Raw genomic sequence first — 19,942 nt, forward strand, 5'->3', positions numbered from 1 at the left:
TTTTAATTATTAAAGTTTAACATTTAATCCCATCATGAATGTTCTTGGTCTTGGGTAGTATCCTACGTCAACTCCAGACGAAAACTTTTGATCATCATTTGAGGAACCAAATCCTATTTCAGGATCCATACCATTGTATTTAGTGAAAGTATAAAGATTTAATACAGAGAAATAAATTCTGAATTGACTCGCAAAAAATGTTTTAGGTTGTTTCACTTTAGCTAAATCAAATCCTAAGGTAACAGTGTTAATTCTCAAGAAATCACCATCCTGAATATACAAATCTGAAAATTGTGTGAAGTTTCTGTTATCCTCAGTTACTCTTGGAATTGTGTTCGATGAACCTTCACCGTGCCAACGATTTAATATTGCTGATGTATAATTTCCGTAAGCACCTGATTGGTCTCTATACGATTGTACAATTTGATTTCCTGCAACACCATTAGCATTAAGAGAGAAATCAAAAGCTTTATAACTGGCAGACAAAGCAAAACCATATGTAAAATCAGGATTAGGGTTCCCAATACGGGTTTTATCAGTAGAATCTATTTTGTCATCTCCGTTTACGTTTTGGTAAATCAAATCTCCCGGAACTGCAGTAGGCTGTAATACAACACCGTTTGCCGATTTGTAGTTATCAATTTGTGCTTGATTTTGAAAAACACCTCCTGTTTTATATCCCCAAAAATAACCTAACGGTTGTCCATTTTCTGCTCTGTAAAATTCACCAGAATTAGCATAAAGTTCATTGCTTAATCCGTGAATCATACCATCTGCAGTAGGAATTTGACCAACTTCATTTTTATTATAAGCACCGTTTGCACTAATGTTATAATTAAAATCTCCAATTTTATTTTGGTAATTCAAGCTCAACTCTACTCCTTTATTTACTACATTTCCTCCGTTAATATATGGTGCATCTGCACCTGCAGTAGCTAATACTGGTGCTAAAATTAACCAGTCTTTATTCGTTTTTTTGTAAACATCAAAAGTTACATTTAATGCATTATTTAAAAATCTGGCATCAAAACCAAGGTCAACTTGTTCTGAAGTTTCCCATTTCAAATTCAGATTTGATAATCTGTCAGGATATGCACCTGGTGTAAGAACACCTTCTTTATCTCCAAAAATATAATTTGTGGTATTTGATTTTATAGTCGATAAATATTGAAAAGCTCTTGCGTTCTGGTTTCCTACTTGTCCCCAGCTTCCTCTTAATTTAAAAAAGTTTATTACTCTTGAATCTTTCAAAAACTCTTCATTTGACACAATCCAACCAGCAGAAACTGATGGGAAGTACCCCCATTGATTTTCCGGAGAAAAAACAGAAGATCCATCCATTCTAAAGGTTGCATTTAATAAATACGTTTCTTTATAGTTATAGTTTAATCTTCCAAAGTAAGACATCCTTTTAGTTACTTGTTTACTTCCTCTCATTGACATTTTTGCACCATCTTTGTTAGTCGTATTGTCAATCCATGCATGTTCTAAATCTTTAAAAATCACATCAGAATTTGTTGCACTAACTGATGTTCCATCATAATTGATAAAAGATGTACCTAACATCGTTTCAAAATGATGATTATCAAAAGCGCTAAATTTATATGTCAATAAATTATCCCAAGTAATGGTTTTACCTTTATTCATGTCTTGAGAAACTTTATCAACCTTATTATAGGCATAAGTTGACAATTGGTATATTGGAGAATAAGAGTGTCCTTCTCCTGCATAATAGTCAAGCCCCAAAGTAGTTTTAAATGTTAAATTTTTTATAGGCTCAATCTGCAGGTAAACATTCCCTAATAGTTTTTGATTGTTACTTTCTTTTTGATTATTATAGACCATAGAAGCATAAGGATTAGCCACGCCACCTAACCAAGGTTCTTTACTATTTGAAGTATCAAAATAATTACCATTAGCATCATACATTGGCAGTAAAGGTGTTACCTGAAAAGCACTTCTTAGAGAGTTGTTATACTGATTACCAACACCAATTCCGTTTTTATTGATGTAAGCAAAGCTCAGATTCTCACCAAATGTAACTACGTCTTTGTATAATTTATGCTCTGAGTTGAATCTAAAATTATAACGTTCATAGTTTGAAAGGTCCGGACCTCCTACAACTCCTTCCTGTCCCAGGTAAGATAACGATGTAGAATAAACCGAAGTATCTGAACCGCCTGAGGCACCGAATGAGAAGTTTTTAGTCGCGGCATTATCAGTCAGTACTTTATCCATCCAGTTGGTTCCAGAACCCATAGCAGCAATTTGAGCATTTGTAAAATATGGAGTATTACCAGAGTTTACTCTCGCTTCATTTAGCATAGTAGCGTATTCAGTTGCATTTAATAAATCAACTTTTCTAGCCACTGATTGTACACCGTAATATTGGTCAAAAGTAATTTTCCCGGCAGCTCCTCTTTTCCCTTTTTTTGTTGTTACTAAAACAACTCCATTTGAAGCCTGTGAACCATAAATTGCCGCCGAAGCGGCATCTTTTAAAACTGAAATAGACTCAATGTCTGAATTGTTTAAATAAGAAATATCTCCTGTCAGGATTCCGTCAACAACATAAAGCGGGCTGGTTCCTGCAATAGATCCTACTCCTCTAATTACAACATTCAAACCTTCTCCCGGCTGACCTGAAGTAGAGGTAATTTGAATTCCGGCTGCCTGCCCTTGAAGGGCTTGCAATGCATTTGTAGTATTGGTTTTAGCAAGATTCTCTCCACTAACCTGTGTAACAGCGTTCGTTACAAGGGTTTTCTTCTGTGAACCATAACCAATAACGACAACCTCTTTTAGGTCAGCTGCTTCTGTTTGTAACGTAACATTAATCGTTTTTTGAGTTCCAACAGTTACACGTTGCGTTTTAAATCCCATAAAACTGATAACAATGACGTTGCCTGTTTTTGCTTCCAATTTAAAATTTCCATCGAAATCTGTTGATGTTCCAATCTTGGTACCTTCAATTAGCACTGTAGCACCCGGAATTCCCATAGCATCTTCTGCTGATTTTACATTTCCGCTTACAATCTGGGATTGCTCCTGTGCAAAACCGGACTGCATCGTAAATAAGCTAAGCAACAGCACCATGCAAAACTGGAGCATTGTTGGTTTAATACAATAATTGCTTTTCATAATAGTTAAGAATTGGTTTAAATTATAGTTAGTTATTTTTTGCTTAATATGCATTCGAAATAATCTGTTCGAATAATTCTTGTCTTCCACTAAGTGGTTGAGGTTCTCCACTTGCACGGGCAATTTTGCTAAGATCTTCGAGAGATAATTCTCCGTTTTCGAACTTTGCTCCGTTTCCTCCGTCAAATGAACTGTAACGCTGTGTGCGTAATTTTCTATAGTCTGTATTTTGTAGTATCTGATCTGCACAGATTAATCCTCTTGCAAAAACATCCATTCCGGCAATATGTGCAATGAATTTATCTTCTAAATCGATTGAATTTCTTCTCACTTTTGCATCAAAGTTTACACCTCCGCCTTGAATTCCTCCACCTTCAAGGATAACCAACATTGCTTGGGTAACTTCCTGAAGATTTATTGGAAACTGATCTGTATCCCAACCGTTTTGGTAATCTCCTCTGTTTGCGTCGATGCTTCCTAACATTCCTGCATCAACGGCAACTTGCAATTCGTGCTCAAAAGAATGTCCGGCAAGTGTTGCGTGGTTTACTTCAAGGTTTAATTTGAAATCATTTTGAAGTCCGTATTTATTAATGAATCCTAATGAAGTTGCTGCATCATAATCGTATTGGTGTTTTGTAGGTTCCATTGGTTTAGGTTCGATCAGAAAGTTCCCTTTAAAACCTTCTTTACGAGCATAATCTTTACAAGTATTTAAGAATCTTCCTAAATGGTCCAATTCTCTTTTCATGTCTGTGTTTAACAAACTCATGTATCCTTCACGACCTCCCCAAAAAACATAATTTTCTCCGCCAAGTGCAATCGTTGCATCAATAGCAATTTTTGCCTGAGCTCCGGCATAAGCCACAACATCAAAGTTTGGGTTTGTTGCAGCACCGTTCATATATCGAGGATTGCTGAATAAGTTTGAAGTTCCCCACAACAATTTAATTCCTGACTCTTGTTGTTTTTGTTTCGCATATTCAACCATAGTCTGAATACGAGTTTCAAATTCTGCCAATGTTGGTGCATCATCTACCACATCAACATCATGAAAACAATAATAAGGCAAACCAAGCTTTGTCATAAATTCAAAAGCGGCGTCCATTTTGTCTTTCGCTCTTAAAATGACATTCTCATTTTTATCCCAGGAAAATGTTTCAGTCGAAGCTCCAAACGGATCTCCTCCTGTGTTACATAACGTATGCCAGTACGCCATTGAAAAGCGCAAATGCTCTTTTAATGTTTTTCCCGCAACGATACGATTTTCATCATACCATTTAAAAGCTAGTGGGTTATCACTTTCTCTTCCCTCGAATTTTATTGTATCGATGTTTTTAAAATAAGATTGTTTAGTTGTGCTCATTATTATTGTTCTATTTTAATTTGACTTTTCCATTGTTGATATAAATCCTGATATTGACTTGTCAGGATTTTATTAGGTTCTATTCGGTCTAAACATTGCAATCCAGCGAAAGCTTCCTCCAGCGAATTGTAATATCCAAACCCAAAAGCAGCGCCTCTTGCAGCACCTTCTGCTCCTGAAGTATTGTATAATTCTAAAGTTGTTTGTGTAGTATTGGTGAAGATTTCTCTAAAAACCGGACTTAAAAACAGATTTGAATTTCCTGCTCTCACCACCGTTCCTGAAACGCCAACTTCTTTCATCACATCAAAACCATAATTCATGGCAAACACAATTCCTTCACAAGCTGCGCGCACCAAATGTGACGGTTGATGAATATTGAAGTTTAAATTCTGGATTCCCGATGTCGCATTTTTGTTATTGAAAATACGTTCAACACCATTCCCGAAAGGGTAAAAACGAAGTCCGTTACTTCCTGCTTCTACTTTTGCAGCTTCGGCATTTAGTCTTTCGTAGGCAATTAAATCAGTTCTGTCAACTGACATGATTTTGCGTAGCCATTGGTATAAAATCCCAGAACCGTTAATGCACAACATTACTCCGTTGCGTTTCTCGATTTCAGTATTATTGACGTGTAAAAAAGTATTGATTCTGTTTTGTTTGTCGTAAGCATCCTGATCGCTTACGGCATAAACTACTGCCGAAGTTCCGGCTGTTGTTGCAATTTCTCCAGGTTTCAAAACATTCAATGACAATGCATTGTTGGGTTGATCTCCTGCTCTGTACGTTATTTTTACATCAGGATTTAATCCTAATTCTTGTGCAATTTCTAAGTGAATTGTTGCTTGAATTCCAAAATTTGAGACAATTTCCGGAACGATATCAGATGATAATCCCATTTGAGAAAGAATTTCAGTTGCCAATTTTCCTTCTGAAAAGTTCCAAAGTGCGGCTTCTGATAAACCTGAAGTACTAATTTGAGCTACTTTTGATAATTTCGCAGCAATAAAATCACCAGGAAGCATCATGTATTTTGCTTTTGCGAAAACTTCGGGCTGATTGTCTTTTACCCATTTTAGTTTTGAAGCTGTGAAGTTTCCAGGACTTCCTAAAATTTGCTGCTGACAATTTTCAGCACCCATTTTAGTATAAATTTCATCTCCAATAATTGCGGCGCGGCTGTCGCACCAAATAATTGAAGAACGAACGGAATTTAAATTTTCATCCGTCAAAACCAAACCATGCATTTGATATGCGATTCCTATTCCAACAACTTTCTTTAGATCAATATTAGATTTTGAACCTAATTGTTTGATTCCGTCTTTAACAAATTGCCACCAGGATTCCGGATCTTGTTCTGCCCAGCCAAATTTTGGAGCAACAATTGGCATTTCAAAATCAGGAACACTAATTGCTCCAATAGTTGTCCCTTTCTCCGCATCAAATACAGATAATTTTATTGAAGAGCTTCCTAAATCAATTCCTAAAAAAAACATTTGGTGGTATTTTAAGTTAGTCATAGATTTGTCCTTTTTTAACTTATAGTCAAACTGAACTTATCTTATGGTTATTTTGACTACAAGTGTAAAACATTTTTTCTATATTAACAAAATATTAGGTTTATTTTTTTTCAATTCTAATTATTCAATCTCGATTTTTATGAATACATCAAAAAAACCCGTAAAATGTTATAAAAAAATATTGAAAAAATAACGTTTTAGCGATTTGACAATCAGTCATTTAAGGATAATTATTTAAAAATCTTATTTTTAAGGATATCACAACCATCTGATTGTCAGAAAATTATTTCGTTAATAAAAATATAAATCTTGTAACAAGACAACTATTCATTTTATTTATTTAATTTGTCAAAATTTAAATAACATATGGTTAAAAATGTAGCCGACGATTCTGCTTTAAAAAGCGAGCAAACCGCAATGAATGCGATCACAATTGACTGTGTGATATTTGGATTTGATAAAGGAAGCCTCGAAGTGCTTCTGGTACAACACGGAGAAGGAATTAGTAAAGGAAAATGGGGTCTTCCGGGAGGATGGATCTACAAAAAAGAAAGTACTGATAATGCCGCACATCGTTTATTGAACGAACTTACAGGTCTTGATAATATTTACTTAGAACAATTGAAAGCGTTTGGAGATCCGGATCGTTTCCCGCTTCGACGCGTTATTACGATTGGTTATTATGCCTTGGTAAAACGTGAAGACTACAATGTTAAAGCTGGTTTTACGGCATCAGACGCAAAATGGTATAAGATCAATAGTATTCCGGATTTGATTTATGATCATAATGAAATTTTGGCTTATAGTTTAAAACATCTTCGTAACAGGGTTCGTCAAGCGCCGCTTGGTTTTAATCTTTTGCCTGAAAAATTTACTTTATTGCAATTAATGCATTTGTATGAAGAGATTTTAGGAATCGAAATGGACAAATCTAATTTCAGACGAAAAATTCTGCACATGAAACTATTAGTTGCATTGGATGAAAAACAACAAGACGTTTCGCATAGAGCTGCCAAATTGTATAAATTTGATCCGGCAATTTATAAGAAATTGACCGAGAAAGGATTTAATTTTGAATTTTAATGACATTTTTACCTCCTAAAAATACTTCTGAAGCTTCTGCCAATATCACTTCAAACACAAAATCAGTTATAGAAGGCATTTCGATCGACTGCGTTATTTTTTCTTTTGATAAAAAAAATCTTGAGGTTCTTTTAGTACATCATGCTATAGGAGAAAGCGCTGGAAAATGGGGAGTTCTTGGTGGAAATCCGGAACTGGAAGAAGGTATTGATCATGCTGCACTGCGAATATTATATGAACTCACTAGTCTTGACAACATCTATCTGGAGCAATTAAAAGCTTTTACAGATCCTGATCGTGTAAGGAGCGAGAGAGTTATAACTATTGGATATTACACCTTAGTAAACCGTGAAGATTATAATATTAAGGCCAGCGTTTCAGTATTTGAAGCTAAATGGTTTAAAATTAATGAGGTTCCTAAATTAATTTTTGACCATAACGAAATTCTCGAATTTAGTTTGATGCAATTGCGCAATCGGGTTCGTCAGGCTCCTATTGGTTTTAACCTTTTACCTGAAAAATTCACCTTGCTGCAATTAATGCATTTATATGAAGAAATATTAGGAATCGAGTTGGATAAATCAAATTTTCGCAGAAAAATTCTCCACATGAAATTATTAGTAGAACTCGATGAGAAACAACAGGATGTTTCGCATAGGGCTGCCAAATTATACAAATTTGATGAGGCGATTTACAAAAAATTGACTGAAAAAGGATTTAATTTTGAATTTTAGATAAAAAAATGCCCAAAGAGTTTCTTCGGGCATTTGTCTGTTTATTTTTAAGGAATACATACGATTATTACATTACAATAACCTCCTACAATTCCTGGAAACTTAGACGGATCTTCGGTTCCGGAATTCGCTGCAATTCCATTTCCGCTAGGGCAAATAGAAGTTGGTACGCCATTTCTGGGACCACAAACTGTTCCTAATGTTCCGCCTTTAATTCTTTTTAATTCTTCTTTTGAAAGTCTACCAAATTTTTCTGTCAGCCTTAGGGTTAATTTTTCCATAATTTATTGGGTTTAATTGTTAGTAAAAAAACAGATATTATCTTTTCTCACTTGTAAATCCTGCGCACAGATTTTAATGAGAAATGATACTACAAAAGCTTTAAATCACAAGTTAATCATGCTTATGGTTTAAATGACTACAAGTATAACTATATTTACTTAAACCGACAATTATTCTCACAAAAAATACAGATATTTCAAACAAAACCAAGTTAAGATCTTTTTTTAATAAACAACGAATCAAACCCTCTCCATAATAAAAACATTCACTAAGTTTTTGATCTTAAACTTGTAATTCATTATGAACAATTTACCCTCATTTTAGAACTTTAAAAACAACTTTCTGTCTGCAAAATTCAAAATCGGGCAACTACATTCCAGAATCCAAAACTTTGCGCTATCTTTGCGCCTTAATAACATGCTCTAAGGCAATTGCTCTAGCGCAAATTTATACCCTGAAATTACTTAAAACTCGTTTAGAGAATTGACATATTAAAATGAAGAAGATACGTAACTTTTGCATTATTGCACACATTGACCACGGTAAAAGTACACTGGCAGACCGATTATTGGGCGCTACACAAACCGTTACAGCTCGTGAAGAAAAAGCACAATTGCTTGACAACATGGATCTGGAGCGTGAGCGTGGAATCACCATTAAGAGTCACGCCATTCAAATGGAATATACTTATAAAGGAGAGGAATATATCTTAAACTTGATTGACACTCCCGGTCACGTTGACTTTTCATATGAAGTTTCTCGATCTATTGCTGCCTGCGAAGGTGCGCTTTTGATTGTTGATGCTGCACAAAGTATTCAGGCACAAACGATTTCTAACTTATATTTGGCTTTAGAGAATGACTTGGAAATCATTCCGGTCTTGAATAAAGTCGATTTACCAAGTGCTAATCCTGAAGAAGTTAGTGATGATATCATTGATTTATTAGGGTGTAAATTGGAAGATATTATTCATGCTTCAGGGAAAACTGGTTTTGGTGTTGAAAATATTTTAGCTGCCATTATCGAAAAAATCCCACCTCCATCAGGAAATGTTGATGAGCCGTTACAAGCTTTGATTTTCGATTCACATTATAATCCATTCCGTGGAATTGAAGTTATTTTCCGTGTGAAAAACGGAGAGATTAAAAAAGGGCAAAAAATTAAATTCATGGCCACAGGAAATGAATATTTTGCCGATGAAATTGGAACTTTAAAATTAAATCAGGTTCCTAAAAATGTTATATCTGCTGGTGATGTTGGTTATTTGATTTCTGGAATTAAAGAAGCCAAAGATGTAAAAGTTGGAGATACTCTAACGGATGCTAAAACGCCAACTACTAATATGATTACAGGTTTTGAGGATGTAAAACCAATGGTATTTGCCGGAATTTATCCTGTTGATACCGAAGATTATGAAGATTTGCGTTCTTCTATGGAGAAATTGCAATTGAATGATGCTTCGTTAGTTTTTACTCCTGAAAGTTCTGCGGCTTTAGGTTTTGGTTTCCGTTGCGGATTCTTAGGAATGCTTCACATGGAAATTATCCAGGAACGTTTAGAGCGTGAGTTTGATATGACTGTAATTACTACGGTTCCTAACGTTTCGTATTTGGCTTATACCAAAAAAGATCCTGAAACTCCATTTGTTGTAAACAATCCTTCTGACTTACCTGAACCTTCTCGTTTAGACAGAGTTGAAGAACCATATATTAAAGCTACAATCATTACAAAAGCTGATTTCGTAGGAAACGTAATGAGTCTTTGTATCGAAAAACGTGGTGTAATTACCAATCAAACGTATTTAACGACTGAAAGAGTTGAATTGAATTTTGATATGCCATTGGCAGAGATTGTATTCGATTTCTACGATCGTCTTAAAACGGTTTCTAAAGGTTATGCTTCTTTTGACTACTCTCCTATTGGAATGCGTACTTCGAAATTGGTAAAACTGGATGTTCTTTTGAATGCTCAAACGGTTGATGCACTTTCGGCTTTGATTCACGAGGACAACGCTTATAACATCGGTAAAAAAATGACCGAGAAATTACGCGAGTTAATCCCGAGACAACAATTTGATATTCCGATTCAAGCTGCAATTGGAGCTAAAATTATTGCTCGTGAAACGATTAAAGCACTTCGTAAAGACGTTACCGCAAAATGTTATGGTGGAGATATTTCGCGTAAGCGTAAACTTCTTGAAAAACAGAAAAAAGGTAAAAAACGTATGAGACAAGTTGGTAACGTTGAAATTCCGCAAGAAGCATTTATGGCTGTTTTGAAATTGAACGATTAGATTTGTTTTAGAGGAAAGAATAAAGAGTAAAGAATATAGATTTAAACCCGATGACGAAAGTTGTTGGGTTTTTTGTTTAGATTTGATAAAAATATTTTATGGAAGTAATTAGTGGAAAGGAGTTTCAAACAATAATTTACTCAGATAATGCAGAAACAATTTCTGATTTTATTGTGGAAATCAACACCTCTTTAAATATTGATTTAGAAAAAGTCAAACTGTCAATTACTTTTTCAAACTTAAAGTTCCAAGGAAAGCAAATACGATTCTATAAAATAAAAAAAGAGTGCTTGCATCGTTTTCGATTTGATAAATGCACATTTGAATCCAATACTTTTATCGAAAGTGATTTTGAGGACATAACATTTATATCCAATACTTTTAATTGTGATAAATTTCATATATACAAATCAACTATCGGAGTTTTAGAGTTTTTCGATGATGACTCTAATTCAGAAAACATTAAGAACAATATTTTCTCAAAAGGAAATTTCAAAATAGATGAGTGTGAGTTCAATTCTGTCTTTTGGTTGAAAAATATTAAATTTAGTGAAAAAACCAACATTGATTTTAGCACTGTCAAATTTCATAATGGATGTTTCTTTGACTCGATTTCTTTAAATAAAATAATGTTTTATAATTGTGATTTTTTAAAAGAATTCAGATATGATATTTTTTATAATAGCTCAACCTTCAGAGAATGCTCTTTTTTAGGATTAACAACATTCTCTGGATTACCATCTGTAAATTCTTCATTTCTATGGTTTGAAAATTGTCACTTTTTTAAATTAGCAAATTTCAACAATTATTGGTTACATAAATTAAGAATTGAAGAAACTACTTTTTCTGATAATGTTTCCTTCCAACAGACATATTTTGACATAGTAAGTTTTATAAGGATTATTTTCGAGAAAAAGGTGTGGTTTGACGATATTCGGATTAAGAAAATAGACGAATGTGATAGAATAACTATTAGAACAATCAAACAAGAACTCCAAAAAGCTGAAAATCGAATCGATTTCAATAAATTTAGAAACTATGAATTAGCTGCTCATTATAAAGAATTAAACTTTAAAATAGATTTCAAAGACAAAACAATTTTATGGGCAACAAAATGGTCTTCCAATTTTGGAAGCTGGACTTGGGCTTTTTGGTTTACTATAATTATTGGACTGATATTTTTTACTCCCTTTTATATATTTGAAAACTTTAACAAAACTATTAATTTACAAAACTGGCAAGATTTCATTTATGGATATTTTAGATTTTTCTTAATTACCGATTTTAAAAATGAATATTATCAAGCAGGAGAAAGTGTTCTAAAATTCAACTGTTTTTTAAGTTTACTTCCCTTCTTATTTGGTAAGATAGCTGTTGCCTTTGGTATTTATGAAATGATTCAATCTTTCAGAAAATTTAAAGCTTAAATTTTAATCAAACAAAAAAACCGATAACTTTCGTTATCGGTTTTTTTGTTTTTTATGCTGAAGGCTGCGTAAAAGACCAGCCTGCCACAATTAAGTCGCGAACTACTTCGTTTCTTTCTGCTCCATCTTCCAGCGTATAAATGTCATGTTTTACAACAAAAGATTCGGTCATTTTCTTTGATCCATAAATTCCGCCAAAAATCATGGCAAAAATTCCGCCTACTACAACAAATGCGTTAAGCAGCATGAAATTATAAACCAAAAGAGAAATTACCACTACAACAGCAATTCCCGTTATTAATTGTGATCTCGAAGTTGATTTTTCATGAATTGTTTTACAAGAAGAGCATCTTGGAATTCCGATTAAAATTTTAGAAAATTTAACCGATCGGTACACGACGATATTAGTTCTGTCAGCTTCAACAAAAAGCGGTACAAAATAACAGTCGTTCATGCTTTTCATATGATCTTGTTCGCAGTACGTGCATTTGGTTTCGTGCGGTTCAAATCTTTTGTAATGTTCACTAAAAGAGTAATTCTGAATCATAAATTGAGTTTTTAAGTTAGTCTGAAGGTAAAATTTGGGATAAAATATATTTAATCAATAAACCCGGGCCGAAAGAAAACAATAACGGAATAAGAAGTTCTAAATTCAAAATAGTACTTCTTCCTTTAAAATAAAAACCACAGGCAAAAGGCATAATCGCTGCGGCTATACCATAACCAACCATTCCCGGAATTGGATTTTCCTGGTTTCCATAATATCCACAAAAACAAGCCACCACGATAGATATTAAAATCATCAAACCATTATTTCCGCCAAACATTCCTAAGAAAGCTGTAATCATAATCACGGCTCCAAAAGCAATATTGCTTCTTTCTTCAGATGCCTTTGCTTCTTTGGCTTCTTCATAAAGATCATCTTTATGGCTTTTGACTACTTTTGTTAAGAGTTCTTTTGCTGTAACAGGATCATAACCTAACCGAATTAAATCAATCAATTCTTGATTAGCATCAAAGGTGCCGGCACGAAGCTTTTTTTTAATTTCTTCCTGCTTCGCATACGAAAATTCAGTTTGCATTTGGTTTGTTTTTAGTTGCGTTAAAAATACATTTTTTTTTAAATCAGCTGCTAAACGGAATAAAAATAATTAACAAGATAGTTCCTGATATTTCAAAACTGTCTCAATTTGGGACAGCTTTTTTATTTCTTTAAACTCTGAACCTTTGTATCTTTGAATCTCTGCACCTATAAAAGAAAAAAATGGACGAAACCCCAAAACGATTTGACCGTATTGTCGCAATTCTGATTCAATTACAATCTAAAAAAATTGTAAAAGCACAAGAATTGGCTGATCGTTTTGACTGTAGTTTGAGAACGATTTATCGCGATATCCGAACCTTGGAAGCATCGGGAGTACCTATTTATAGTGAAGCCGGAGTTGGTTATGCATTAATGGATGGTTATCGATTGCCGCCTGTAATGTTTACGCGCGAAGAGGTAAGCAGTTTTATTGCGGCCGAAAAACTAATGCAAAAATTCACAGATCCTTCTCTTGGGGCGCATTATGCATCGGCGATGTATAAATTGAAATCGGTTTTGAGAGGTACGGATAAAGATTGGCTTTCGAATATTGAATCTAAGATTTTAATGCAGTCTCAGGAACCTTTATTTCACGATAATTCGCCAAATACATTGGCAGTTTTATTTGAAAGTATTGCAGAGAAAAAACAGATTCTTCTATCGTACAAAACCATCGAAGCGCAAGAAGCTAGCAAAAGAAACATTGAACCTGTTGGTGTTTTTCACGATCACAATAACTGGTATTTTCTGGGTTATTGCCATTTGCGAAAAGATTACAGACAATTTAGAACAGACAGGATTCAGGGAATTCAGAAAACAGACTTAGAGTTTACTATTGAACATGATTCTCTAGAAACCTATTTGGTCAAGTCAGAAACTATTCCAACAACTAAGGTTAGGATTCTGGTTTCTAAAAAAATTCTTAATCACCTTCGATACGAACAGAAATATCATGGCTACGTTTCCGAAAAAGAAGTTGGCAACGAAATCGAAATGACTTTTATGTCACGCAATGTTGAAGATGGTTTCTCACGTTGGCTTTTGATGTTTGGTGATTATGCTACAATTCTGGAACCCGAAAGTCTTAAAACCAGAGTCTTGGAACTAATTGAAACGTACAAAAAAAGATTAATATGAAAAAACCCCAAGGATGAAAGTAAGTTCATCTTTGGGATTTTTTCGATTTATTATTGTGCTTTTACTACATTATAAAAATTATAATCTGTATTTGAAGCATCTGTAATACCGTTATTTCTTCCAATGGTTACAATTTGTCCTCTGTGATAAGTGCCATGATTTACTACTTGTAATAAGTAATCAGAAACCGGCAACTCACATTGAAACCAGGGATTTTCGATTTTAATGGCTTTATATAATTGTTCGTCTGATAATGATGATATAAACTCGGATAATTTAGCCGATGTATTTAATAAACCCTCAAATATTTCATTCTTATCTAAATCAATACTTTCTTTCCTTTCAGGCAAAGCAGTTTCGGATATTATTGATAACCAATATTGCTCTGTTTCCCAAATATGATTAAGTGTTTTAATAATGCTCGAATAACTCGACGCAACTTCTTTATGCAACAACTCGTCAGATTTTGGTGTTAGCCAATTCACAAATTGTTGATTTACCCATAAATTGTAGGCAGCATAATTTGCCATTATTTTTTTTAAACTCATACTATTTGATTTAAATTATACTTGAATGAATTAATTTGATTCATTAAAAAACATCTTGATTATTATTCTATCTCTCCCAGAAAAAAGGAGGCTCAATTCCTAAAGCTCTTAAATAAACATATCCTTGTCCGCGGTGATGAACCTCATTATCAACAAAATACAAAATATTCTGGATTACCGGAAATTCATATTGACCAAAAAGATTAAAGGTTTCATTAAAATCTTCAATAGACAATTTCTCCCAATATTTATTAATTTCTGCTGTTGCCTGATCCCATTTTTCAAGATATTGTGCTTTGAAAATTAATTTTTCAGTTCCTTCTGTAAATGGTGCAGTTTCTTTAGTTACAATTCCTTTAAGTCCAGGAACTGCAATAGCCAAAAGTTCATCTACCAATTTAGAGAAAGGTCTCATTCCTCCTATCGAAAATTCAAAGAAATCTTTTTCAGGAAACAATTCAATTACACGACGTGTTAGGGCACGGTGACCTTGCCAGTGTATCAACAAATCTTCAGGAGTAATTACTTGTGCTGCTAATGTTTTCATAGTTTTAAAGTTTTATATTTTTTAATACTTCAAAATTATTAAGGGTCGGTGACAACAGTTTGTCAGTAGGAAATAAAAAAATAAAATATTTTTATATTTCCTACTGTAGAGGTCCACAGCAGTGCGTCTCACGCTACGTAACCCCATTTAATTCAAGTGCGCTAAACCCGACAGTCCCGAAGTTTCGGGATAAAAACATATCAGGTTTGATCTGAAACGAAATCCTATATTTTCAATTCTTCAAAACAAACGATTCGTATCTCCAAATTTAAACAATTGTGTTCACTTTATTGTTAACATACAAATACCCATTTAAACACACAAAATATTATGTCTAATAATTGTGGTTACTGGACGTGAGATGCACAGCAGTGCATCTCTACATCGTATCTCTATGAACATAGGTATCAATAAAATTACGAAATTAAAATTTGTACCTTTGCAGCTTAAAAACATTGGAACTTAGAAAAAATGATCGAAGATAAAAATCCGCAACGTACCAGTATAGCGCAATTAGGTGAGTTTGGCCTAATTGAACATTTAACCAAAAATTTTGATGTTACTCAGGAATCTACTTTAAAAAGCATCGGCGATGACGCTGCTGTTCTTGATTTTAAGGATAAGAAAGTAGTTGTTTCTACTGATTTATTAATCGAAGGTGTGCATTTTGATTTGGCTTATATGCCTTTAAAACATTTAGGATATAAATCTGTCGTTGTAAACCTTTCTGATATTTGCGCTATGAATGCCAAACCAACGCAAATAACGGTTTCTGTAGCCGTTTCTAATCGTTTCCCACTAGAAGCATTAGAAGAATTATTTGAAGGGATTACACACGCTGCAAAAGAATATAAGGTTGATGTAATTGGTGGTGATACTACCTCATCTCAAAAAGGACTAATTATTAGTATTACTGCTATTGGTGAAGCTAATGAAGAAGAGATTGTTTATCGAAACGGTGCAAAACAAACCGATTTGCTTGTTGTTACAGGTGATATTGGTGCTGCCTATATGGGCTTACAGGTTTTAGAGCGCGAAAAACAGGTTTTTCAAGTGAATCCAAACAGTCAGCCAGATTTAGATATGTACAGCTATTTAATCGAACGTCAGCTAAAACCTGAGGCTAGAAAAGATGTGCGTACTTTATTGCATGCTCTTGAAATCAAACCAACTTCTATGATCGATATTTCGGATGGGTTATCATCTGAAATTATTCATTTATGCAAACAATCAAAAGTGGGTTGTAATTTATATGAAGATAAACTTCCGTTAGATCCTCAATTTATTTCGACTTGCGAAGAATTTAATATAGACAGTACCACTGTCGCCATTAATGGCGGTGAGGATTATGAATTACTTTTCACTATTGACATTAATGATTTTGATAAAATAAAAGGAAATCCAAACTTCTCTATTATTGGTCATATGGCAGACGAAAGTGAAGGAATAAATCTGGTTACTCGTGCAAATACCCAAATTCCGTTGAAAGCTCGCGGTTGGGATGCTTTGTCTGAATAACCTTTTGTACAAATTCCAAAATAAAAAAATTCCAAATTCCAATGGCATGACTAGCACAATTGGAATTTGGAATTTTTTATTTGATTTTTTCTCTAGAAGAGCCCTTTACTTTTAGCTTCTTTTACCAATTCATCATCAGAACCGGTTTTAATTTTCAGCAATTCTTTGAGATTTATTTTACGTTTTTCAATTGCATTTAAAGAAATCGGAATATACTGCGGCATTGCATGATGCTCTGTTCCTTTGGACAAATGAAACAAAATTTGCTTGTCAAACTGATCAATTTCTATTGAATTATGAGGAGATTGATTGACCATTTTTACTACTGATTGGCTGTAGTATTTGTCATTCTTCATTACTTTATCAAACGCAAAAAGCAACTCATCAAACGTAAGATCATTTTTTATAATCAAACCATTTGGGCTTATGGTTCGTATAATTGTTTTAATTTTTAGCAATTCAGTATACATTGTCAGTAGAATGATCTTGCAATTGGGCATTTTTTTCAAGATCAGTTTTGCCAGATCTTCACCTGAGAAAATATCTTTTTCTTCATACGACGGCATACTTATATCCAGAAAAGCGACATCGAAATTTGGGGTTTCAGGCTCTTCCAATAAATCATAAGCTGATTTACAATCGTATGCCTGCGAGATAAGAAATTCATATTCTTTAGGGTTATATCGCGTAATAGCATTTTTATATCCCTCAATAATAAAAGGATGATCGTCAACTATTAAAATATTTCGTTTGGCAACTTGCGAAACTGGGGCTGTTAGGTCAACTGTCATTTTTTTGTAGGTTTATTTTTTGATCAATTGGGACTTTAATTATGAGAATTGTTCCTTCTCCTTTGGCAGATTTTATCGTAACTGTACCCTTACATTCTGCTGCTCTGTATTGAATATTGTGTAATCCTATTCCGTTCTTCGTTCTTTTGGTATTAAAACCAACTCCATCATCTGAAATCGAAAGAATCAAATGATTTATCTCGCTCTTAAATTCCACCTCAATTGTACTTGCTTTTGCATATTTATTACAATTTTGCAGCGCTTCCTGAATAATTCGGTACAAATTGATTTTGACCATGTTCTCGACCAATTCCCATTTAATATGAGAATCAAATGAAGTAATCAGTTTTGAATTGTATGTATTTTGTTGATTTTCAAACAATTTGTTTAAAATCGCAACAAAATTATTAATTAATTCTGATTTCTCCCGATTTAAATCATGCGAAATTTCACGTATATCTTCCTCAATATGTTTAAGTTCTGCTAAATACTTCTTTCTTTTGGGCGCCGCGTGGGCTTCATCCAATTTATCTAAGCTATCCAAACTAATTCTGACTCCAAACATTCTGCCTAAAACACCATCATGCAATTCCTGAGCAACTTTCTTCTTTTCTTTGATACGAGTCATCTCGATATCATTTTGCTGCGAAATCATCAAATTATAAATATCCTCGTTTGCAATTTGTTGTTGTTGCTTAAAAAGTAATTCTCTATTTTTAGCTTGTTGTGTTTTGTAAACATAGAAAAATAAACCTATTAAAGTACAAATACTAAAAACATAAACTAAAGTTTTATTCTTCTCTTGGAGGTTTGAGTTTTCATCCTTTATTTCATTGGTTTCATATTCAATACGAGAGAATTTCTCTCCCATTTTGCGCTCTTCTTTCAGCAATTTCTCATTATATTCGATATAATCTTTGGAATAACCCGAAGCATTCTTATGATCAACAATAGCAATTTGCTTAAGTGATTCTAATATATTTCTTATCGTATTTGATTTTTTGGATAAAACTAGTGCTTGCTTCGAATATTGAATTGCCCTAAAGGTATCTTTCTTAAAGGCATAATACTCAGACAAATGAATTTTATTTAATATAATTCCAGGCTCAATTTTCAGACTGTCCCTAATTTTCAATGCTCTATAAAATTGCGATGGTAAATCTGTAAAATCTTCCGATTTAAATTTAGAATAGGCTAAATTATCTAAAAGTATTGCATAAAGAGCTGTATTACCATTAAACAAATCTTTTTGCTCCAAACCTTTCTTAAAATAATTTTTTGCCTGATTAAAATTATGCATGTTTAAATAAACATACCCAATATTATTTAATGAAATTGCTTTTAGTTGAAACTCTAATGAAATTGATTTATCATTAAGCATAGACAATGCCTTATTGTGATACTCCAATGCTTTGTCATATTCTTCACGCTCATTATAAATGATTCCCAGTAAATTGTAACTTTCATAAAGCTCTTTACTTACGTTTTTCTTCGTTTTTAAAATCTTAAGCGCTTTAAAAACAGTGATCTCACTTTCAAAAAAATCTCCTTCATGCAGCTGCAAATCTGCTTTAGCAATAAAAGTTTTGACAAGATTAATATCATCATTAATTCCCAAATATATTTTTTCTGCTCTAAAATAATTCAAAAAGGCACTATCAGAAACCATTTCTGATTGATAATAGTCGCCCAAATAAGTATAAGCTTTAGCAATATTGGATGAATCTTTACTACTAATTGATCTTTCTAAAATCAGTTTAGATATTTTTTTATAAGATTTCCAGTCACTCATATTATAATAGCGATTAGCAATTTTAAATAAATTGGCTCTATTAAGAGAATCATTTTGCTGATCTATAATTATATCAAATGCTTTCTGATTATATTTTTGTTTATAATGAAAGGGTAAATTAATATCATTTGCCAATGATAAATAGATAGAGAGACTATCTTTTGAAGGATTTACATTTTTCTCTTTCTTAGGTTTATTGGTACAACCAAACAGGACAAAAACTAAAAACAATAATATCTGAGAATATTTTTTCAAGGTATGTCTTTGATTTTTCTCAAAAATACTAAATCTATAGACACAAAAAAAGGTTGCCAAAAACTGACAACCTTTTATTTATATTTTTTGTCTCGTCCTGAAATAGCGATACACAAAAAGCCATCGTTATGGAAGATCAAATAAATTATGTAAAGCGTAGTCAACGAGATTACAGTATGTCACTAAAACTTCAAATTGTTAGTGAGATTGAAAAAGGAAATATTTCTATTACTCAAACAAGAAAACAATATGGTATTCAGAGTCATGGAACAGTTTTAAATTGGTTAAGAAAATTTGGTAACTTTGATTGGGAGAACCAAACCCCAACCCAAATGGCAAAAACACCTGAACAGAAGATAATGGAACTCGAAGCCCAAGTGAAATTATTGGAAAAGCAAAAAGCATTATTGGAAAGACAGGCTTT

General features: G+C 33.3%; 17 protein-coding genes. 7 read left to right on the plus strand and 10 right to left on the minus strand.

Annotation, left to right across the window (positions count from 1 at the left end):
- Nucleotides 1–9: 9 nt before the first annotated feature.
- Genes CHB81_RS12920 through CHB81_RS12930 form a run of 3 tightly spaced genes read right to left on the minus strand, consistent with a single transcriptional unit; the run spans nucleotide 10 to nucleotide 6,027 of the window.
- Nucleotides 10–3,141, minus strand: coding sequence for a TonB-dependent receptor (locus CHB81_RS12920; RefSeq protein WP_089352296.1), 3,132 nt, complete (start codon nucleotides 3,139–3,141; stop codon nucleotides 10–12).
- 43 nt (nucleotides 3,142–3,184) lie between these two features.
- Nucleotides 3,185–4,507, minus strand: coding sequence for a xylose isomerase (xylA, locus tag CHB81_RS12925; RefSeq protein ID WP_089352274.1), 1,323 nt, complete (start codon nucleotides 4,505–4,507; stop codon nucleotides 3,185–3,187).
- Between the two features lie 2 nt (nucleotides 4,508–4,509).
- Nucleotides 4,510–6,027: a xylulokinase gene (locus CHB81_RS12930; protein WP_369597378.1), complete on the minus strand. Its 1,518-nt coding sequence runs from the start codon at nucleotides 6,025–6,027 to the stop codon at nucleotides 4,510–4,512.
- Between the two features lie 366 nt (nucleotides 6,028–6,393).
- On the opposite strand from CHB81_RS12930, the gene CHB81_RS12935 reads away from it, so the two are divergent.
- Together CHB81_RS12935 and CHB81_RS12940 are read left to right on the plus strand one after the other, a co-directional pair.
- Nucleotides 6,394–7,110: an NUDIX domain-containing protein gene (locus tag CHB81_RS12935; RefSeq protein ID WP_089352275.1), complete on the plus strand. Its 717-nt coding sequence runs from the start codon at nucleotides 6,394–6,396 to the stop codon at nucleotides 7,108–7,110.
- A complete protein-coding gene (locus CHB81_RS12940; protein ID WP_089352276.1) occupies nucleotides 7,110–7,844 on the plus strand; it encodes an NUDIX domain-containing protein in 735 nt (244 codons plus the stop codon). The genes CHB81_RS12935 and CHB81_RS12940 overlap by 1 nt, the downstream gene beginning before the upstream one ends.
- A gap of 47 nt (nucleotides 7,845–7,891) precedes the next feature.
- Here CHB81_RS12940 and CHB81_RS12945 read toward each other — a convergent pair whose 3' ends face one another.
- On the minus strand, nucleotides 7,892–8,125 hold the full coding sequence (locus CHB81_RS12945; RefSeq protein ID WP_089352277.1) for a hypothetical protein: 234 nt from the start codon (nucleotides 8,123–8,125) through the stop codon (nucleotides 7,892–7,894).
- Between the two features lie 497 nt (nucleotides 8,126–8,622).
- Between CHB81_RS12945 and lepA the strand changes: the two genes are divergently transcribed.
- Both lepA and CHB81_RS12955 read left to right on the plus strand, forming a co-directional pair.
- Complete coding sequence (gene lepA, locus CHB81_RS12950; RefSeq protein WP_072957000.1) at nucleotides 8,623–10,419, plus strand: translation elongation factor 4; 1,797 nt, start codon at nucleotides 8,623–8,625, stop codon at nucleotides 10,417–10,419.
- Nucleotides 10,420–10,517: 98 nt separating this feature from the next.
- The gene (locus tag CHB81_RS12955) at nucleotides 10,518–11,846 is read left to right on the plus strand and encodes a hypothetical protein (RefSeq protein WP_089352278.1); all 1,329 of its coding nucleotides are present in this window, start codon (nucleotides 10,518–10,520) and stop codon (nucleotides 11,844–11,846) included.
- 52 nt (nucleotides 11,847–11,898) lie between these two features.
- On the opposite strand, the gene CHB81_RS12960 is transcribed toward CHB81_RS12955, so the two are convergent.
- Nucleotides 11,899–12,393 carry a hypothetical protein gene (locus CHB81_RS12960; protein WP_089352279.1) on the minus strand — a complete coding sequence of 165 codons (495 nt, stop codon included), beginning with the start codon at nucleotides 12,391–12,393 and terminating at the stop codon, nucleotides 11,899–11,901.
- A 16-nt stretch (nucleotides 12,394–12,409) separates the two neighbouring features.
- Nucleotides 12,410–12,928 carry a hypothetical protein gene (locus tag CHB81_RS12965; RefSeq protein ID WP_089352280.1) on the minus strand — a complete coding sequence of 173 codons (519 nt, stop codon included), beginning with the start codon at nucleotides 12,926–12,928 and terminating at the stop codon, nucleotides 12,410–12,412.
- A 182-nt stretch (nucleotides 12,929–13,110) separates the two neighbouring features.
- Here CHB81_RS12965 and CHB81_RS12970 point away from each other — a divergent pair, with 182 nt between their 5' ends.
- On the plus strand, nucleotides 13,111–14,067 hold the full coding sequence (locus tag CHB81_RS12970; RefSeq protein ID WP_089352281.1) for a YafY family protein: 957 nt from the start codon (nucleotides 13,111–13,113) through the stop codon (nucleotides 14,065–14,067).
- 50 nt (nucleotides 14,068–14,117) lie between these two features.
- Here CHB81_RS12970 and CHB81_RS12975 read toward each other — a convergent pair whose 3' ends face one another.
- A complete protein-coding gene (locus CHB81_RS12975; RefSeq protein WP_089352282.1) occupies nucleotides 14,118–14,615 on the minus strand; it encodes a DinB family protein in 498 nt (165 codons plus the stop codon).
- 67 nt (nucleotides 14,616–14,682) lie between these two features.
- Nucleotides 14,683–15,162, minus strand: coding sequence for a DinB family protein (locus tag CHB81_RS12980; protein ID WP_089352283.1), 480 nt, complete (start codon nucleotides 15,160–15,162; stop codon nucleotides 14,683–14,685).
- A gap of 471 nt (nucleotides 15,163–15,633) precedes the next feature.
- On the opposite strand from CHB81_RS12980, the gene thiL reads away from it, so the two are divergent.
- A complete protein-coding gene (gene thiL, locus CHB81_RS12985; protein WP_089352284.1) occupies nucleotides 15,634–16,680 on the plus strand; it encodes a thiamine-phosphate kinase in 1,047 nt (348 codons plus the stop codon).
- Nucleotides 16,681–16,772: 92 nt separating this feature from the next.
- Here the strand turns inward: thiL and CHB81_RS12990 are convergent, their stop codons facing one another.
- Complete coding sequence (locus tag CHB81_RS12990) at nucleotides 16,773–17,471, minus strand: response regulator transcription factor (protein WP_089352285.1); 699 nt, start codon at nucleotides 17,469–17,471, stop codon at nucleotides 16,773–16,775.
- The gene (locus tag CHB81_RS12995; RefSeq protein WP_089352286.1) at nucleotides 17,461–19,518 is read right to left on the minus strand and encodes an ATP-binding protein; all 2,058 of its coding nucleotides are present in this window, start codon (nucleotides 19,516–19,518) and stop codon (nucleotides 17,461–17,463) included. Before CHB81_RS12995 ends, CHB81_RS12990 begins: the two co-directional genes overlap by 11 nt.
- 128 nt (nucleotides 19,519–19,646) lie before the next feature.
- Between CHB81_RS12995 and CHB81_RS13000 the strand changes: the two genes are divergently transcribed.
- Nucleotides 19,647–19,942: transposase (locus tag CHB81_RS13000; protein WP_141130396.1), on the plus strand; the 296-nt coding region annotated here is incomplete at its 3' end.

Origin of the sequence: Flavobacterium sp. ov086 (genome assembly GCF_900187965.1) — a bacterium.
Taxonomy (GTDB): domain Bacteria; phylum Bacteroidota; class Bacteroidia; order Flavobacteriales; family Flavobacteriaceae; genus Flavobacterium.

Bases quoted from the DNA above. Each gene is read 5' to 3' on its own strand.
- CHB81_RS12920 (WP_089352296.1), bottom strand. From the start codon at position 3,141: ATGAAAAGCAATTATTGTATTAAACCAACAATGCTCCAGTTTTGCATG.
- xylA (WP_089352274.1), bottom strand. From the start codon at position 4,507: ATGAGCACAACTAAACAATCTTATTTTAAAAACATCGATACAATAAAA.
- CHB81_RS12930 (WP_369597378.1), bottom strand. From the start codon at position 6,027: ATGACTAACTTAAAATACCACCAAATGTTTTTTTTAGGAATTGATTTA.
- CHB81_RS12935 (WP_089352275.1), top strand. From the start codon at position 6,394: ATGGTTAAAAATGTAGCCGACGATTCTGCTTTAAAAAGCGAGCAAACC.
- CHB81_RS12940 (WP_089352276.1), top strand. From the start codon at position 7,110: ATGACATTTTTACCTCCTAAAAATACTTCTGAAGCTTCTGCCAATATC.
- CHB81_RS12945 (WP_089352277.1), bottom strand. From the start codon at position 8,125: ATGGAAAAATTAACCCTAAGGCTGACAGAAAAATTTGGTAGACTTTCA.
- lepA (WP_072957000.1), top strand. From the start codon at position 8,623: ATGAAGAAGATACGTAACTTTTGCATTATTGCACACATTGACCACGGT.
- CHB81_RS12955 (WP_089352278.1), top strand. From the start codon at position 10,518: ATGGAAGTAATTAGTGGAAAGGAGTTTCAAACAATAATTTACTCAGAT.
- CHB81_RS12960 (WP_089352279.1), bottom strand. From the start codon at position 12,393: ATGATTCAGAATTACTCTTTTAGTGAACATTACAAAAGATTTGAACCG.
- CHB81_RS12965 (WP_089352280.1), bottom strand. From the start codon at position 12,928: ATGCAAACTGAATTTTCGTATGCGAAGCAGGAAGAAATTAAAAAAAAG.
- CHB81_RS12970 (WP_089352281.1), top strand. From the start codon at position 13,111: ATGGACGAAACCCCAAAACGATTTGACCGTATTGTCGCAATTCTGATT.
- CHB81_RS12975 (WP_089352282.1), bottom strand. From the start codon at position 14,615: ATGAGTTTAAAAAAAATAATGGCAAATTATGCTGCCTACAATTTATGG.
- CHB81_RS12980 (WP_089352283.1), bottom strand. From the start codon at position 15,162: ATGAAAACATTAGCAGCACAAGTAATTACTCCTGAAGATTTGTTGATA.
- thiL (WP_089352284.1), top strand. From the start codon at position 15,634: ATGATCGAAGATAAAAATCCGCAACGTACCAGTATAGCGCAATTAGGT.
- CHB81_RS12990 (WP_089352285.1), bottom strand. From the start codon at position 17,471: ATGACAGTTGACCTAACAGCCCCAGTTTCGCAAGTTGCCAAACGAAAT.